At 66.9% G+C, this 13,346-nt stretch carries 14 protein-coding genes, 1 tRNA gene and 1 pseudogene; 6 read left to right on the plus strand and 10 right to left on the minus strand.

Annotation, left to right across the window (positions count from 1 at the left end; translation table 11 throughout):
• Positions 1 to 27: 27 nt before the first annotated feature.
• The gene (locus tag L1892_RS14190) at positions 28 to 546 is read right to left on the minus strand and encodes a glucose-6-phosphate dehydrogenase (RefSeq protein WP_235724253.1); all 519 of its coding nucleotides are present in this window, start codon (positions 544 to 546) and stop codon (positions 28 to 30) included.
• 354 nt (positions 547 to 900) lie between these two features.
• Here L1892_RS14190 and L1892_RS14195 point away from each other — a divergent pair, with 354 nt between their 5' ends.
• Both L1892_RS14195 and L1892_RS14200 read left to right on the plus strand, forming a co-directional pair.
• The gene (locus tag L1892_RS14195) at positions 901 to 1,467 is read left to right on the plus strand and encodes a recombinase family protein (protein WP_235724287.1); all 567 of its coding nucleotides are present in this window, start codon (positions 901 to 903) and stop codon (positions 1,465 to 1,467) included.
• A complete protein-coding gene (locus L1892_RS14200; protein WP_235724254.1) occupies positions 1,467 to 1,769 on the plus strand; it encodes a hypothetical protein in 303 nt (100 codons plus the stop codon). The genes L1892_RS14195 and L1892_RS14200 overlap by 1 nt, the downstream gene beginning before the upstream one ends.
• 67 nt (positions 1,770 to 1,836) lie before the next feature.
• Here the strand turns inward: L1892_RS14200 and L1892_RS14205 are convergent, their stop codons facing one another.
• On the minus strand, positions 1,837 to 2,967 hold the full coding sequence (locus L1892_RS14205; RefSeq protein ID WP_235724255.1) for an epoxide hydrolase family protein: 1,131 nt from the start codon (positions 2,965 to 2,967) through the stop codon (positions 1,837 to 1,839).
• 68 nt (positions 2,968 to 3,035) lie between these two features.
• Between L1892_RS14205 and L1892_RS14210 the strand changes: the two genes are divergently transcribed.
• From L1892_RS14210 to ppsA, 3 genes are all read left to right on the plus strand, one after another.
• Complete coding sequence (locus tag L1892_RS14210; protein WP_235724256.1) at positions 3,036 to 4,001, plus strand: helix-turn-helix transcriptional regulator; 966 nt, start codon at positions 3,036 to 3,038, stop codon at positions 3,999 to 4,001.
• 104 nt (positions 4,002 to 4,105) lie between these two features.
• On the plus strand, positions 4,106 to 4,945 hold the full coding sequence (locus L1892_RS14215; RefSeq protein ID WP_235724257.1) for a pyruvate, water dikinase regulatory protein: 840 nt from the start codon (positions 4,106 to 4,108) through the stop codon (positions 4,943 to 4,945).
• An 11-nt stretch (positions 4,946 to 4,956) separates the two neighbouring features.
• Positions 4,957 to 7,338 carry a phosphoenolpyruvate synthase gene (gene ppsA / locus L1892_RS14220; RefSeq protein ID WP_235724258.1) on the plus strand — a complete coding sequence of 794 codons (2,382 nt, stop codon included), beginning with the start codon at positions 4,957 to 4,959 and terminating at the stop codon, positions 7,336 to 7,338.
• A 73-nt stretch (positions 7,339 to 7,411) separates the two neighbouring features.
• Here the strand turns inward: ppsA and L1892_RS14225 are convergent, their stop codons facing one another.
• The 7 genes and pseudogenes from L1892_RS14225 to L1892_RS14255 all read right to left on the minus strand — a co-directional run bounded on the left by L1892_RS14225 (position 7,412) and on the right by L1892_RS14255 (position 11,501).
• Complete coding sequence (locus tag L1892_RS14225; RefSeq protein ID WP_235724259.1) at positions 7,412 to 7,834, minus strand: nitroreductase family deazaflavin-dependent oxidoreductase; 423 nt, start codon at positions 7,832 to 7,834, stop codon at positions 7,412 to 7,414.
• A 54-nt stretch (positions 7,835 to 7,888) separates the two neighbouring features.
• On the minus strand, positions 7,889 to 8,224 hold the full coding sequence (locus L1892_RS14230) for a YnfA family protein (protein WP_235724260.1): 336 nt from the start codon (positions 8,222 to 8,224) through the stop codon (positions 7,889 to 7,891).
• 66 nt (positions 8,225 to 8,290) lie between these two features.
• On the minus strand, positions 8,291 to 8,878 hold the full coding sequence (locus L1892_RS14235; RefSeq protein WP_235724261.1) for an RES domain-containing protein: 588 nt from the start codon (positions 8,876 to 8,878) through the stop codon (positions 8,291 to 8,293).
• 107 nt (positions 8,879 to 8,985) lie between these two features.
• Positions 8,986 to 9,615 carry a helix-turn-helix domain-containing protein gene (locus L1892_RS14240; RefSeq protein WP_235724262.1) on the minus strand — a complete coding sequence of 210 codons (630 nt, stop codon included), beginning with the start codon at positions 9,613 to 9,615 and terminating at the stop codon, positions 8,986 to 8,988.
• A gap of 65 nt (positions 9,616 to 9,680) precedes the next feature.
• Positions 9,681 to 10,310, minus strand: a complete 630-nt coding sequence (locus L1892_RS14245) for a class I SAM-dependent methyltransferase (protein ID WP_235724263.1) — start codon at positions 10,308 to 10,310, stop codon at positions 9,681 to 9,683.
• A 38-nt stretch (positions 10,311 to 10,348) separates the two neighbouring features.
• A pseudogene (locus L1892_RS14250) lies at positions 10,349 to 10,471 on the minus strand (DivIVA domain-containing protein); the annotation flags it as partial.
• A 106-nt stretch (positions 10,472 to 10,577) separates the two neighbouring features.
• Entirely contained in the window at positions 10,578 to 11,501 is a 924-nt protein-coding gene (locus tag L1892_RS14255; RefSeq protein WP_235724264.1) for an ion transporter, read from the minus strand.
• Between the two features lie 234 nt (positions 11,502 to 11,735).
• Here L1892_RS14255 and L1892_RS14260 point away from each other — a divergent pair, with 234 nt between their 5' ends.
• Positions 11,736 to 13,091: a hypothetical protein gene (locus L1892_RS14260; RefSeq protein WP_235724265.1), complete on the plus strand. Its 1,356-nt coding sequence runs from the start codon at positions 11,736 to 11,738 to the stop codon at positions 13,089 to 13,091.
• A gap of 112 nt (positions 13,092 to 13,203) precedes the next feature.
• On the opposite strand, the gene L1892_RS14265 is transcribed toward L1892_RS14260, so the two are convergent.
• A tRNA-Pro gene (locus tag L1892_RS14265) sits at positions 13,204 to 13,280 on the minus strand.
• Positions 13,281 to 13,346 lie beyond the last annotated feature (66 nt).

Here is a 13,346-nt window from a genome sequence, read left to right on the forward strand (position 1 = left end):
CGCTGCCGTTCGAGCCGGACATCACGACTACGCGTCAGCCGACGGGACTGCGCCCTCGTGCTCGGCCAGGTCCAGGTGCAGTGCGTGGTGGGCATCGAGCATATGCCGGAGACCCGTGTCCAGTGGCCACGGAAACGACAGTTCATGGCCGAACCGGTCGTCGACGGCCGCCATGGAGCCACGCTGCAGCGATGTGGCGTCGACGCGCTCGACCATGGACTCGAACAGTTCGACCGGGGTGGCCAGGTAATAGAGCGGTTGGTGCCCGCCCGAAGAACTCATACCCGCTGCATACACCAGTCCGTGCGAGGTGATCACCAGCCGGTCCGACGCGATCACCACCTCGCCGGCGACCTCGGCTCGTCCCCATTCGACGGCGGCCGCCCGGGACTCCTCCACCCGACGCCTGGTGTCGTCGGTGAGCAGCTGTTCCACATGGCGGCGGTCCGTCGTCGTGTCGGAGCTGTACTCGGGTCCGAAATGCCCCCGCAGGATCTCATCGATGAAATCGAACAGCGGGTCGTCTGCCGCCTGCTCCTCACCCATAGCACCGCGCCTTTCGTTCGATTCGCCCTGGCTGCAGCGTGCCCTCGACGTTACGCCGACAGATGCCCGATCTCGGGAGAATGCCGAACTCGTATGTCCGGCACCCGGCCCGCCCGCGGACCGCGGCCGAAACCTTCGATCGCGATGCGCTCGTCTCATATCAGTCTCATAATGACCCACCGTTCATTCGACGTTCTGAGACTCGCGAACGGCATGGTGTGATGTCCTACTAGCGATTCCAGCGAAGAACAACAGACATCTCAAAAACGCCGCGGCGCGTCGCGAGACGGTTTTGAGATATTTTGAGATAGAGTTCGGGCCATGAAGCCGGACGAGGTGAGCGGATACCCAGGCATGCTGCTCGGGTACGCGCGTGCGGGCACCGCAGCCCACACACTGGAATCGCAGATCGACGCGCTGACCGACGCGGGAGTCGAACCGGCGCGGATCTACAGCGACGTGTTCGCTGCGATCACCCGCATGCAGCGGCGACCCGGCTTCACGGCGTTGCTCGATTACGCACGCCCCGGCGATATCACCGTGGTCGTCGGTATCGATCGACTCGGCCGATCCGCACCCGAGGTGATGGCGACCGCGCGCGATCTCACCGAGCGACAGATCGGTCTGCGGTCGCTGCGTGAGGGTCTCGACACCGACGACCCGGCCGGCGCGATGATCGTCGGAGTGCTCGCCTCGCTCGCTGAACTCGACGAGGAACTCCGGCCGGACCGCGCGCCAACCGTTTCGTCCCGACGCAACCGTGGCCCGTCCGTCGGACGACCCCGGGCCCTCGGTGACGACCAGATCGCAGTCGCGGAGCGGATGCGCGCCGAAGGGCAGCCCATGCCGACGATCGCGGCGGCGCTCGGCGTCAGTCGTGCCACGCTGTACCGCACACTGGCCGAACGGCGGTCGGCCTGATGACCCGCGGCGACGAGGATTTGCTCGACCTGGACATCGTCACCCCCCACGGCGTCGTCACCCGCCTGCCCACGTCGTTCCCGATCGTCGACCACGAACTCGACGGGCACCTCGACCCGGACCTCTTTCAGAAGGGCTTCGAGGACGCCAACGAGCGGCTCTGCGGTTTTCCGCCGCCGTGGGCGCGGCACCATGCGTCCTCGACGATGGCGGTCGAACCGGATCCTGACGACGAGGAACCGAGCTATACGCGCGGATATCGCGCGGCCCTGTACGGGTACCTGCGGCACGCGGTCGACTGAGGTGTCCGATCGATACTCCAACAAGGAGATCGCGCGAGAGCTCACGGTCGCTCAACGGCACCGTCACTCATCGCAGACGCGCGAAGAACTCCCGGATGTCACCGGCGACCAGGTCCGGCCGCTCGAGTGAGGCGAAGTGCCCACCTTCGTCGAACCGACTCCAGTGCACGATGTTCGAGTTGTCGCGTTCGGCGAAGACGCGGATCGTCTGGAAGTCGCTGGCGAACACCGCAACACCGGTGGGTGCGGCGTTCACCCGCGGCTCGGCCGACGCCCGCGCGTTCTCGAGGTAGCTGCGGCTCATCCCGGACGCTGCATTGGCGAACCAGTTGACGCTGACTTCGAGCAGGATCGTCTGCAGCGGGACCAGTGAGGTTCCGTTGCCGAACGAGTTGAACAGCTCGCTGTAGGCGAGCAACCCGACCGGCGAGTCGCTGAGACCCACCGCGACGGTCTGGGGCCGGGAGGCGTTCATCGTGTTGTAGCCTCCGACGGACTGGAACCACTGCATGTGTTCGAGGCCGGCGTAGTCGGCCGGCTCGAGCTTCTCAAATTCTTCCGGATCGCCCGAGGGAAACGAGAACAGTTGCAGAACATGTAGTCCCAGAAAGCCTTCGGGGTTGAGAAGCCCGAGTTCTCGCGCGATGAGCGCGCCGTTGTCGGAGCCGTGGATTCCGTAGTTCTCATAGCCCAGGCCACGCATCAGGGTGTCGTACGCGGCGGCCACCCGGGCTGTGGTCCACCCGGCGGCGACCGGCTGCGAGTACCCGAATCCCGGGGCGTCGGGAATCACGATGTCGAACGCATCCTCGGGACGACCGCCATGGGCGACCGGGTCGACGAGAAGGTCGATCATGTCGAGATAGTCGACGCTCGAGCCGGGATAGGTGTGCGCCAGCACGAGTGGGGTGGCGTCCGGCTCGGCGGAACGGACATGGATGAAATGAATGATCTGTCCGTCGATCTCGGTGGTGAAGTGCGGGACCGCGTTGATCCGGGATTCTGCTGCGGCCCAGTCGAAGCTGCGCCATGCATCGACGGCCTCGCGCAGGTAGTCATTCGGGGTTCCCGCGTCCCAGTCGTCGGTCGGCGACGGTTGGGGCAGGCGGGTACGGGCAAGGCGATCGTCGAGGTCGGCGATTTCGGCATCCGAGACGGAGACGGTGAACGGTTGGACGGTGAGCGTTGTTGTGGTCATGTCACGACGGTATTCCTCAATTAGGTAGGATATGTTCCTAATAGCGACCCGAGTCACGAGGATTTCTGATGGCCGATCCCACCGCGCGCCTGCTCGGACTCCTCTCCCTGCTCCAAACGCACCGGGAATGTTCGGGTACCGAACTCGCCGACCGTCTCGGCGTCTCGACCCGCACCATCCGGCATGACATCGATCGGCTGCGTGAGCTGGGGTATCCCGTCGACGCGACCCGGGGCGCCGCCGGCGGGTATCGGCTCGGTTCCGGAGGCAGGTTGCCACCGCTGCTGCTCGACGACGAGGAGGCCGTCGCGGTCACTGTCGGACTGCGCGCAGCCGTGGGGATCGCAGGTGTCGAAGAGGCCGGGACCCGCGCTCTGGCGAAGCTGGAGCAGGTTCTCCCCGCGCGGCTGCGGCCCACCATCGACGCGATCCGTACAAGCGTGGAGCACGGACCGGAGAACACCGGCACCGATGCCCCCGACCCGCACGTCCAGACGTCGGTCCTGCAGGCCATCGCCGCGGCCATCCGCGACGTCGAATGGCTGCGTTTCGACTACGACGATCAACCCCGGCTGGTGGAGCCGTACCGCCTGCTGTGCTGGCAACGCCGGTGGTATCTGATCGCCCGGGATCCCCGCACGGACACCTGGACGACGTATCGAATCGACCGGATGGGCCTGCGGATGCCAACGCGACGCCGCTTCGACCCTCAGCCGCTGCCCGGCGGGGACTACACGGCTTTCGCGATGCGCACGATCGCCGAGAGCGGCTGGAACGTGCATGCGCGTCTTCGTGTCGACGCCCCCGCCGAGGACGTTCTGGCGCGGATCAACCCGGCCGTCGGAGCCGTCGAACCCATCGACGAGCACCGTTGTGTTCTGGTCACCGGAGCCGACAGCCTCGACACCGTTGCCGCGTATATCGGCATGCTGATGATGGATTTCACGGTGGAGTCCCCCGCCGAACTCATCCCCCGTCTCCAGCTGATCTCGCAGCGATATGTGAGAGCAGTCGCCGGGTCCGAACAGCCGTGAACGGGCACACCAACAGCTGGTAAAGCGACCTGCCCGACAGCCGACGAAACGCCTGCGCCACGATAGAGGGCACAACGTGACGTCGGCCGATGGGAAATGACCGAGTGAGTGAGACGTATACCGGTGACCTGATCCCGGTTTTCTTCCTCTCGGACAGCACCGGGATCAGCGCAGAGACCATGGGCAATGCTCTGCTGTTGCACTTTCCCGATCATCGCTTCGACCGGACGCTGATCCCGTTCATCACCACCGCCGACGACGCCCGCGAGGTCGTGCGAAGGATCGATGCGGCCGTGGACCGCGGGATGACACCACTCGTTTTCGTCACGGCTGCACTCGACGACGTCCGCGTCGAACTGCAACAGACCCGGGCACCCCTGATCGATTTCTTCGACATGCACATGCAGCAAGTTGAGGCGATCCTGGGAACCCGGGGCGCCCGGACACCTGCCCGTCTGCATGGTGTCGGGGACGTCAAGCGCTACAACGCTCGCATGCAGGCGGTCGAGTACGCCATCGAGCACGACGACGGCCAGAGTGTGCGCACGCTGGACAAGGCGGACGTCATCTTGGTGGCGCCATCCCGGTGCGGCAAGACCCCGACGACCATGTACCTCGCGCTGCAGCACGGCCTGCGCGTCGCGAACTATCCGCTCGTCGACGAGGATCTCGTCAGCACCGACCTACCACGTCCGATCCGGCACCTGCAGGACCGGTGCTTCGGGATCATCACGACCGCGGCCCGCCTCAGCGCGGTCCGGACGGAGCGTCGCCCGGATTCGACATACGCGTCGCTGCGGCAGTGTACGTACGAACTCAAACGCGCGGAGGAGCTCTACCGCACGCACGACCTACCCGTCATCGACTCCTCGGCGAAATCCGTTGAGGAGATGTCCACCCTCATCCTGCAGGTGCTCGCCCGCAGGCCCCACCCTGACAACTGAGGAGTCAGTTCATGAACAGCAATGTCCGGTGGTTCGCCGACCTCGGCCTCGCCGACCTCGAGCAGGTCGGCGGGAAGAACGCGTCTCTCGGCGAGATGGTCCGCAACCTGACCGACGTCGGGGTCCGGGTCCCCAACGGGTTCGCGACCACCGCCGACGCATATCGCCGGTTCGTGAATCAACCCGATGCCGCGGGCACCAGCCTGGCGGACCGCATCAGCGCGCGTCTGGCCGGCCTCGACACCGACGACGTGCAGGCACTTGCCGCGACCGGCAAGGAGATCCGGGCGGCGGTGATGGATCAGCCGTTCCCCGCCGACCTCGAGGACGACATCCGGACCGCGTTCGCCGAGTTGTCGGGTGGATCGGACGAGGCGTCGTTCGCAGTGCGATCGAGCGCGACCGCCGAGGACCTGCCGGACGCATCGTTCGCCGGACAGCAGGAAACGTTCCTCAACGTGCGCGGGATCGACGGAATCCTGCAGGCGATGCGCGAAGTGTTCGCATCGCTGTACAACGACCGCGCCATCGCCTACCGGGTGCACCACGAGTTCGAGCACGACGCGGTCGCCCTGTCGGCGGGCGTGCAGCAGATGGTGCGCTCCGACATCGGCACGTCGGGAGTCATGTTCACCATCGACACCGAGTCGGGTTTCGCCGACGCCGTGTTCGTGACGTCCTCCTACGGCCTGGGTGAAGCGGTCGTCCAGGGCGCGGTGAACCCCGACGAGTTCTATGTCTACAAGCCGGCGTTGCGCGCCGGCCGTCCGGCCGTACTCAAGCGCGGTATCGGGTCGAAGGCCACCAAGATGATCTACACCGACGATCGTTCGGTGGGCCGGACGACCGAGTTCGTCGATGTGGACGCCGCCGATCGCCGCGTCCTCAGCCTCACCGACGCGGAGGTCGAGGCGCTCGCCCGCCAGGCGTTGCTGATCGAGGAGCACTACGGGCGCCCGATGGACATCGAGTGGGGCAAGGACGGCGTGGATGGCGAGCTCTACATCCTGCAGGCGCGCCCGGAGACGGTGCAGTCGCGGGCGGCGGTGACCGGCCAGCAACGGTTCCGGCTGAACGAGACCGGCGATGTCCTCGTCGAAGGTCGGGCGATCGGCGCACGCATCGGCGCGGGAGCCGTCCGGGTGCTGGAGTCGGTGGAACAGATGCACGAGTTCCAGGCCGGCGAGGTGCTGGTCGCGGACATGACCGACCCCGACTGGGAGCCGATCATGAAGCGCGCCAGCGCCATTGTGACCAACCGCGGCGGACGGACCTGTCACGCCGCGATCATCGCCCGTGAGCTCGGTATCCCGGCAGTCGTCGGATCCGGCGGGGCCACGCGGTCACTCGAGGCCGGCCGCGAGGTGACCGTCTCGTGTGCCGAGGGCGACACCGGATACGTCTACGACGGATTGCTCGACTTCGACGTCACCGAGTCGTCCATCGAGGCGATGCCCGAGATCAGCACGAAGATCATGATGAACGTCGGCACACCGGAGCAGGCGTTCGCGTTCTCCCGCCTCCCGAACAACGGTGTCGGGCTGGCCCGCCTGGAGTTCGTGATCAACCGCCAGATCGGAATCCATCCCAAGGCCCTGCTCGATTTCGAGACCCTCGAGGGACCACTCAAAGAGCAGATCGGCGAGGCGATCGCGGCCTATCAGAGCCCCCGGGCGTACTTCGTCGACCGAGTGGCCGAAGGGGTGGCGACGATCGCCGCCGCGTTCGCGCCGCACCCGGTGATCGTGCGCATGTCGGACTTCAAGTCCAACGAGTACGCGAAGCTGGTCGGCGGCGAACTCTACGAGCCCGACGAGGAGAACCCGATGATCGGCTACCGCGGCGCGTCGCGGTACCTGTCGAAGGACTTCGCGGACTGTTTCGCCATGGAGTGTGCGGCCCTGAAGTACGTCCGCGACGAGATGGGCCTGACCAACGTCAAGATCATGATCCCGTTCGTCCGCACGCTCGCCGAAGCCGAAGGGGTGATCTCGCTGCTCGCCTCGCACGGCCTGCGCCGCGGCGAGAACGGACTCGAAGTGATCATGATGTGCGAGGTGCCGTCCAACGCGGTGATCGCCGACGCCTTCCTCGACCATTTCGACGGGTTCTCCATCGGCTCCAACGACATGACGCAGCTGACGCTCGGCCTGGACCGTGATTCCGCGCTCGTCGCCGACTCGTTCGACGAACGTGACCCGGCCGTGAAACACATGCTCGCCGCGGCGATCTCGGCATGCAAGGCGCGCGGCAAGTACGTGGGTATCTGCGGGCAGGGTCCGAGCGATCACGTCGACCTCGCTGAATGGTTACTGGAGCAAGGTATCGAGTCGATGTCGCTGAATCCGGACACCGTGGTCGACACCTGGACGCGGCTGGCGAAGCTCGGCTGACAAGCAACTGCTCCCAACGCCTTTCGCGGGGTCAAAGGCGTTGGGAGCAGCAAGTCGACTCCGGGGTGTCAGCTCACTCCAGCACGAACACCGGGATCCGTCGGTCGGTCTTGGTCTGGTACTCCGCGTACGGCGGATAAGCGGCCACCGCCAGATCCCACCAGTGCTCACGCTCCGCGCCGTCGAGTTCACGCGCGGTGAGTTCTCGCACGGCGGTCCCGTCCTGCACCGTGATCTGCGGATGGGCCTTGACGTTGAAGTACCAGGACGGGTGCCCGGGCGCCCCGCCCTTGGACGCGATCATCGCGTACTTGCCGTCTTCCTCGACCCGCATCAACGGGACGTAACGCTTCTTGCCCGATTTCGCCCCGGTGGTGGTGAACAAGACGATCGGGCGGTCCATCACCTGGACGCCGTCCGTGGTGCCCTGTTCCAGGATCTTCTCGGTCTGGTCGCGTACCCACCCCTCGGGGCTGAGTTCTGGTTGATCGCTCATGCCAATCGACAACGTCGGCGTCGCCTTCGTCATTCCACCGGGTGCCGCAGCACGTCAGGACGCCCGGGGCGCGTACATGATCACTGCGACGCCCACGAGGCAGATGGCCGCCCCGGCGATGTCCCAGCGGTCGGGGCGATAGCCGTCGAGCGCCATTCCCCAGGCAAGGGAGCCGGCGACGAAGACCCCACCGTAGGCGGCCAGGATCCGCCCGAAGTTCGCGTCGGGTTGCAGGGTGGCGACAAAGCCGTAGGCGCCCAGGGCAATGACGCCCAGCCCGGCCCACAACAGGCCGCGGTGCTCGCGCACCGCCTGCCAGACGAGCCACGCGCCACCGATCTCGAGCAGAGCGGCGAGGACGAAGAGCAGGATCGACTTGGTGACCGTCATGGCTGTGTTCTATCAGCTGCGCGCCGGGAGGCGAGGTGTGGCGGTCTGACCGGTGTCGGCCGAGCATCACCGACAGCGCGGACACCGCTCGACGAGGTCGACCTGCATCCCGAGCGACACAGCGGCCTCGACGACCCGCGGCCACATACTCGCGGAGTTCAGGGCGAAGTCCTGAGCCCGACCGTCAGCGGCCGAGACGACCTCGACGTGATCGTCGGTGTTCCACAACGCCAGAGCGCGACCGTTGGAGTGGGCGGCGTGGTAGTAGACACCACGCACCTCCCGACGCGCCACGGGCTGGTCCTCGAAGATCGCTCGAGCCCATTCCTGTGTCCGTACGCGCGGATAGTCACCGGTCGCCAGCGACGGAAGAGCGCCGATCCGCATGGCCGCCCCCTCGCCTCGAAGATCGAGCACTGTGATCGACGACGTCGGCTTCACCAGCGCCACCCGGTGATTTGGGCAGACGGCCGCGGCCCGCAGATCACCGAAGACCTCGCCGAATGCCGTGGCCAGAGTGCCGGCCACGTAGAGGATCGATCGATCGTCCGGGCAGTTGCGCGCGGCACCCGACGTGGTCGGGATGTGGTGGTCGAGTCGGTAAAGCGGACCGAACGTCCTGTGCGCGGCACCGTCCGACGTGTGTCCGGACACGTGGTAGATCCGACACCAATACCACGGGTGGGCCGGGGTCGGGTCACGCCATCGCCAAGTCCAGGCCCGTCCCCCGCTGACCGGGCGAACGGGTGCCGCAAGGGCGGCTACCACGCCGCCGAGGTGCTGGTGGCCGCGACCGCGATCACGTCGTCGATCCGGTTGGCGGCCAACGCCTGGGTGGGCGTCGCGCCGTCGAGGTCGACGTTGGGGGTGGCTGCCCACTCGGTCAGCGACACCACACCGCCGGGAAACGAGTCCCGTAGCCGTGCCAGCCCGGGGACGAAGCCGTGGGCGCAGCCGGCGTTGAACTGCCACAGCGGAAGCCGCCACTCCCGGCCCTTCTTCAACCCGAGCAGGTCGCCGGACTTGATGCGGTCGAGTACCGCCTGCTCGGACACCTCGAGCAGGTCAGCTGCCTCGGCACGGGTCAGCGAGTACTCGAGCACCGCCGACCGGGCGGCGAACTGTCGGCGCAGATTCTCCAGCGCCGCCTGCTTGCGTTGCGTCGCCGACGGACCCCGTCCCCACAGGGAACTGTCGAGTTGGTCGTCGCCGGTGACGCTGCGCAGGAAACTGTCGCGGGCGGGTTTGGGAACACTGCTCAGTGTGTCACTCAGAGCCTCCGTGAAAGCGGTCGACGTTGCTCGACCGCGGTGCCCAACTGACGCATTCTCGGCCCGAGACGCCCGCCGGCTCGTGGTGCGGTCGTCACCGGGCGTGGTCGTGGCAGGCATGCCCTCCATTGTATGGACCTACAAGGGCAAAACAAGTAAAACAAGTTGCGAAAGTTTGGGCGCGATCACGGTGCGGAACGCCGCAGCACCGCAACCAGGAAATCGGATTGCGCTGTGAACGGCCGGACATCCCATGCCGACAGCAACACCTCACTCACCAGACCTCCGGCGGCGGCGTCGGCGAGGAACTCGTCGAACGCGTAACCTCGGCCCGCTCCGAAACCGACCACGACGCGCCCGTCGGGCGCGAGATGCTCGGCGAACCGGGCGAGGACCGTGCGTCGGTCGTCGGGGGCGAGGAAGGTGACGACGTTTCCCGCACTGACGATCATGTCGAACGCGGTGTCGATCCCGGCTGCGGGCAGACCGAGTTCGGCGAGGTCACCGATGAGCCAGGTCGGGCCCGGGTAGTCGGTGCGGGCAGCGTTGATGAGCACCGGATCCACGTCGACACCCACCACGGAATGCCCTGCGGCGTGGAGGTATCCACCGAGCCGTCCGGCGCCGCACCCGGCGTCCAGAACATGCGCGCCGCGCCGTACCATGGCGTCGATCAGACGTGCTTCACCGTTGATGTCCTGGCCACGTGCCGCGAGCTCACGGAATCGCTCGCGGTAGCGGTGGGAGTGGCCGGGATCTGCGGCGACGATCTCGCGCCACGTGGTCGGTCGGGAGTTCCCGGGTGTCGACGTCACGTCGGCCGCTCCCCCTCGTAGCGTGCCAACCGTGCGTAGAGTTCGCGCATGGTGGTCTCGACGTCGTCGAGGAATGAGTCGACCTGGTCTTCGTTGTAGCCACGTCGGCCGATGGGTGGCTTGGCGAATGCGACGTTGCGGATGTCGTCCGGGGTGAGCACCCGCCCATTCTGGCAAATCCCGCCGGCCTCACGTTCTATCCGGGCTGGCCGGCCGGACGAGGGTCAGCTGCGCTCGTCAAGGGCGTGCCACACCGGCACCGCCTGCTCAGCGCGGATCCGCGAGGCGGTCGTCTTCACCGGCCCGCAGTTCGGCGTGCAGCAGGGTGATCGTCGTCCGGAGGTCGGCGATCTCCTGCCGTAGTTCGGCCGTCTGCTCTCCGGATAGGGCCGGTGCGGCCGAGGCCGCGATACCGGCGGCCTCGCTCGACTCGGCGTCGGGATCGTCCCTGCGCTGGATGGCCTGCATCGAGTCGACGATGACGGCCAGGAAGAGATTGAGCACGGTGAACGCACTGAGCACGATGAACGGGACGAAGAACGCCCACGCCCACGGGTAGACCTCCATGACCGGCCGGACGATACCCATCGACCAGCTCTCCAGGGTCATGATCTGGAACAGCGTGTACGCCGAGGCACCCAGATCGCCGAACCACTCGGGGAACTTCTCGCCGAACATGCTGGTGGCCATCACCGCGGCGATGTAGAAGACCAGACCCAGTAACGCGATGATCGAGATCATCCCGGGTACTGCGGCGAACACCGCGGCCACCACCCGACGCATCTGCGGGAACGCCGACACCAGTCGCAGAATCCGTAATGCCCGAATGGCGCGCAGCGCACTGCTCGCGCCGGAGGCGGGGACCAGTGAGGCTGCGACCACCACGAAGTCGAAGATGTTCCATCCCGACCGGAAGAACCTGGGCCCCACCGCGATCAGCTTGCAGGAAATCTCGCAGACGAAGATCGCCAGACAGGCGTTGTCCAGCAGGCTGAGGACCGAATGCCCACTCCCGCGGCCCCACGAAGTCGTCAGCGCACCGAGTACCACGGCGTTGAACGCGATCACCCCGACCACAAACCACTGCACGCGCGGTGATTCGATCCACCGCTCCAGCCTCAGTCGCCAGGGGGCGACGTCGAGATCGTCGTCGGAGATGAATCGGGTATCGGGGCGCCCTATGCGTTTCATGGCCTCATCGAAGAATGCAGCGGCAACGAGGTGCCCTCAGTGCCGGGCTGGGGCTGGACCGGCCGAGCAGAACGCCTGCCGACCAGGGGCGACCCTAGCAAGCGATCCGATGGCGACCGTCACGACGTCATCGGATCGCCTCACCGCCGAGCTGCTCGAACGCCTCGACCGCACTGCGGCGGCCGGCACGACGAAGATCCTCGCAGCCAGTCGCTGGGCCCTACGATGACCAAGGTGAGTTGCACCCACCGCCGCCGACCGACCCATGGCCTGCTCCGGTGGCTTTGCACACTCGCGGTTGCCGGCGTGGCGACGATCCTCGCGCCGCCGACCCCCGCCCAGGCGGATCTGCCACGGCTCGTCGGCTGTTCGTGGCCGACGAAGTTCGCCACCGACGCCAACAGCATCGCCTTCCCGGATTCGGCGGCGTCGTACTGGGCCAGTGTGGTCCGCATCCCCACCGGTGGCCACGTGGAGATCAGCGGCCGGTATCCGCATGCCCGGTACTTCTCGGTCACCACCTATTCGGCCACGACCCAGTCGGTGGACGGGCTGTATGACACCGCTATCGGCCCCGATGACGGTGGGGTCAACCCGTATCTGCCGGGCGCCGACCGTACCTCGGCGCACCGCGACTTCACCGTGCGGCTCGTGGACGGCGCCGCGCCACGGGCCGGGCGCCCGGACAACACCCTCTACACCACAAGCGCCGACGGATTACGTACCTCACCGCCGGGATTGGCGATCGTGGTCTGGCGCGTATACATGCCGGACGACGGTGCCGACCAGGCCGGCGGTGTGCCGCTCCCGCGCCTCGTCGCGGTGGAGGCCGGCGGCGCGCGCCGCACCCTCGAACCGTGTCCCGGCGCCGCACCCACCGCAGTGGACACCGGCATCTCCGACCTCGGCCGGGCGCCTACTGCCGCGGTGACCGACCCGGCCGGGACCTACGGCGACGATCCGCCGGGCTGGGCAAAGTTCACCGGGCTCGCGCAGGCGGTCGCGGACGGCGTGACCCGACGCACCGGCGGCGGTGCGGTCATCGGCCCCCTCGCCGACCGCTTCGGGGAGGGCGGCTTCTTCGACAACCCCGACAACAAGTACGTCGTCTCCAACGCGGACGCCGGATTCGGTCCGGTACTGGTGTTGCGTGGCCGGGCGCCGACCGCGCCGCGCACCGCCGACGGCACACCGACCATGGGTACCGGCCAGGTCCGATACTGGTCGATCTGCACCGAGGATCTTCCCACCACCGGGTACCTGGGCTGCGCCCACGACGAGGAGATCCCCGTCGATGAACTCGGCTACTACACGATCGTGATCTCTGCCGTCGACGCCCGCCCGTCGACCGCCACCGCCGAATGCGGGGTCACCTGGCTACCGGCCGGTGGCCGTCAGCAGACGATGGTGTTGCTCCGCAACATGTTGCCCGACCCGAGCTTCCCGGCTTCGGTGCAGCGCGCGACCCCCGGACAGGAGAAGGCGACGATGGGGCACTACCTCCCCGTCGGCCGGTACTACCAGTCGGCCGCGGCCTTCGACCGTCTGGGCTGCGGGTCGGCAGGTGCGACGCCGGGCTGGCGGGGCTGACCGCAGCGCGCTGTGGCCCGAGAGACAAGGGGCCAGAGAGACAAGGGGCCCGAGAGACAAGGCCACACAAATACAAAGGAACCCCTCCGACGCTGGTCGAAGGGGTTCCTGATGGTCGGGCTGACAGGATTTGAACCTGCGACCACTTGACCCCCAGTCAAGTGCGCTACCAAACTGCGCCACAGCCCGTTACCCCGCGAGCGGGGCCTTGATGACATTAGCCGACAAGCACCGTTTCTATCCAATCGCCTGGTC

Origin of the sequence: Gordonia tangerina (assembly GCF_021556435.1) — a bacterium.
GTDB classification, from domain to species: domain Bacteria; phylum Actinomycetota; class Actinomycetes; order Mycobacteriales; family Mycobacteriaceae; genus Gordonia; species Gordonia tangerina.

What these genes read in the sequence shown, in the direction of transcription:
- L1892_RS14200 (WP_235724254.1), top strand. Translation starts at nt 1,467, where the DNA reads ATGACCCGCGGCGACGAGGATTTGCTCGACCTGGACATCGTCACCCCC.
- L1892_RS14240 (WP_235724262.1), bottom strand. Translation starts at nt 9,615, where the DNA reads ATGCCTGCCACGACCACGCCCGGTGACGACCGCACCACGAGCCGGCGG.
- ppsA (WP_235724258.1), top strand. Translation starts at nt 4,957, where the DNA reads ATGAACAGCAATGTCCGGTGGTTCGCCGACCTCGGCCTCGCCGACCTC.
- L1892_RS14190 (WP_235724253.1), bottom strand. Translation starts at nt 546, where the DNA reads ATGGGTGAGGAGCAGGCGGCAGACGACCCGCTGTTCGATTTCATCGAT.
- L1892_RS14195 (WP_235724287.1), top strand. Translation starts at nt 901, where the DNA reads ATGCTGCTCGGGTACGCGCGTGCGGGCACCGCAGCCCACACACTGGAA.
- L1892_RS14230 (WP_235724260.1), bottom strand. Translation starts at nt 8,224, where the DNA reads ATGACGGTCACCAAGTCGATCCTGCTCTTCGTCCTCGCCGCTCTGCTC.
- L1892_RS14255 (WP_235724264.1), bottom strand. Translation starts at nt 11,501, where the DNA reads ATGAAACGCATAGGGCGCCCCGATACCCGATTCATCTCCGACGACGAT.
- L1892_RS14210 (WP_235724256.1), top strand. Translation starts at nt 3,036, where the DNA reads ATGGCCGATCCCACCGCGCGCCTGCTCGGACTCCTCTCCCTGCTCCAA.
- L1892_RS14205 (WP_235724255.1), bottom strand. Translation starts at nt 2,967, where the DNA reads ATGACCACAACAACGCTCACCGTCCAACCGTTCACCGTCTCCGTCTCG.
- L1892_RS14225 (WP_235724259.1), bottom strand. Translation starts at nt 7,834, where the DNA reads ATGAGCGATCAACCAGAACTCAGCCCCGAGGGGTGGGTACGCGACCAG.